1 protein-coding gene is annotated in these 2,673 nt (G+C 40.9%); it reads right to left on the reverse strand.

Annotated features, from left to right (window positions below; translation table 11 throughout):
• Positions 1–78 precede the first annotated feature (78 nt).
• Positions 79–2,355, reverse strand: a complete 2,277-nt coding sequence (locus tag DO88_RS00740) for an acyl-CoA dehydrogenase (protein ID WP_033041064.1) — start codon at positions 2,353–2,355, stop codon at positions 79–81.
• Between the last annotated feature and the right edge of the window lie 318 nt (positions 2,356–2,673).

The raw sequence follows: 2,673 nt of genomic DNA on the forward strand, positions 1-2,673 counted from the left end.
GCCTTGCCTAAAAACCAAACAGCCTGCTGCAAATTCAACCACGAAGGGTCAACACGCCCTAGTATTTAAAGTACTGCGCTACAGCTCACCTGGTTGAAAGTTATCAACTGCAATGGCTTTCATTCGTAACTTATTAGCATGATGCATAGCATCAGCATCCGTTTGCTCTAACAACTTATTTTCAAGTGCATAATTTATAGCGCCTTCAATATCAAGCGTTGCAGGTACACTACCCTTACGCTGCCATTGTTTTAGGTCTTTAAACTGCGCTTGCATATCATGCATAGCTAAAAATGCACTTTCCATTACCCCTGTACCTGCATTTTCATCTACATAACATAAATGCGTTAAGCGGTTTCTAAATACTCCAGGTTGAGTCATACGCTCGCAAATACTTTGCGCTATTTCATCACTTGGTCTGTGGTAATGATTTCCAAGCGGGAACACGATACGTTTAAGGGTAAAATTAACAACCGGATTTGAAAAGTTTTTAAAGAAGCCATTAAACGCTTGGCCAATTTCAAATAATGAGTTCTCAATTGCATATTTTACAAATGGTAAATCAGCTTGTTGGCGCCCTTCGTCTTCATAACGTTTTAAAACAGTTGATGCTAAGTACAAATGACTTAATACATCACCCAAACGTGCCGATATCATTTCTTTTCGTTTAAGCTCACCGCCAAGCATTAACATAGCCACGTCTGTGCAAATAGCTAAGCCTCGGCTCATTCTGCTCAGTTGCTTATAATAAACAGCCGTTTCACCACCTACAGGCGCTTTAGCAAAATAACTACGTGTTAAGCCATGCATAAATGCCATACCTGCATTACTTGCTGCAAATATTATATGGTTCATTAATAAACCATCAAATTGTTCAAGTGCTGCGTCGTCATCTTCCATTGCAGCGGCTTCCATTTCTTTTAAAACAAATGGATGACAGCGTGTTGCACCTTGGCCAAATATCATTAAATTACGCGTTAAAATATTCGCGCCTTCTACCGTAATTGATACCGGAATCCCCATATAACCATGCGCCAAATAGTTATTAGGCCCTACTTGAATTCCTTTACCTGAATGAATATCCATTGCATCGTTCATTACCGTACGACCCATTTCAGTCATATGGTATTTAGCAATCGCTGTTACAACCGACGGACTTAATTTTAAATCAATCGCACCTGCGGTCATTAATCTGCACGACTCCAGTGTGTAAGTTAAACCACCAATACGCGCAAGTGCCTCTTGCACACCTTCAAATTGCCCTATAGATACACCAAACTGCTGGCGTACCATGGCGTATGCCGATGTCATTTTTGAAGCTAAGTGCCCGGTTGCTGCACTTAATGCTGGTAGCGATATACCACGCCCTGCACTTAAACACTCAACAAGCATTCTCCAACCACGTCCTGCGCAATCTTGTCCACCAATAATCCAATCCAGTGGTATAAATACATCTTTACCGTACGTTGTGCCATTCATAAAGGCCATATTAAGCGGATAATGACGCTCACCCGTTTCAACACCCGGATGATCGGTTGGTATAAGCGCACACGTAATACCCAGCTCTTTTTTATCACCTAATAAAGCATCTGGATCATACATTTTAAACGCTAAGCCTAGTACAGTAGCCACTGGTGCAAGTGTAATGTAGCGCTTTGACCAATTTAAACGCAGGCCTATTACTTGCTCGCCATTGTGCTCCCCCATACACACCACGCCTGAATCAGGAATGCTGCCAGCATCAGAACCCGCCTCTGGGCCCGTTAATGCAAAACAAGGCACATCTGTGCCATTAGCTAAACTTGGCAGCCAACGATCTTGCTGCTCTTTAGTACCATAATGAAGAAGCAATTCGCCTGGACCTAAGCTATTAGGCACCATAACAGTGACTGCGGCAGTTAGACTTTTAGTCGAAATTTTTGACACTATCGTTGAATTCGCAATTGCGGAGAACTCACGACCCCCAAATTTTTCAGGAATGATCAGTGCAAAAAAACCTTCTGTTTTTAGGTAATCCCACACTTCTTTTGGTAAGTCTTTGTCTTTTTGTACAATTTGATAATCATCAAGCATCGCCAATAAGGTTTCTACTTGGTTAGCCATAAATGCGTTTTCTTTATCGCTAAGCTCTGGTTTAGGAAAACGGTGCAGTTTTTGCCAGTCTGGGTTACCACTAAATAACTCACCATCCCACCAAACATCACCTGCTTCCATCGCCTCTCGCTCTGTTTGCGATAGCGGCGGAAGTACCTTTTTGAACATTTTAAACGTGGGTCTACTGATCAGATTAAGGCGTATATCTTTAACTGCAAAAATAACCACCACCACAACCAGTAAAATAATAAATACTGACATGCGCACATTCCTTACACATTGAATTAAATAGTAGCTCAATTATGACCCATCTTAGTTTAAATACAATCCTTGCGCAGTGACTCTATTGCCTCAACGCATTCATTCTATTATTCAAAAATTCACTACTATTATCTTTGATCTAAATAAGCTGGGTTATGGATAATAAATCTATCTCAAGCAGCTATTTTCAGCGCTAACTGTGTTGAATTTACTTGCAATAGGCCCGCTGTTGACGCGTAAATTCGCCTTGTTTTCACTGAAAATCTCTGGCTAGAGAAAATAAATTTAAATATCACCATGATTCAATACGTTACTAAA

This window comes from Pseudoalteromonas sp. S3431 (genome assembly GCF_000690035.1).
Classification (GTDB): Bacteria; Pseudomonadota; Gammaproteobacteria; order Enterobacterales; family Alteromonadaceae; genus Pseudoalteromonas; species Pseudoalteromonas fuliginea.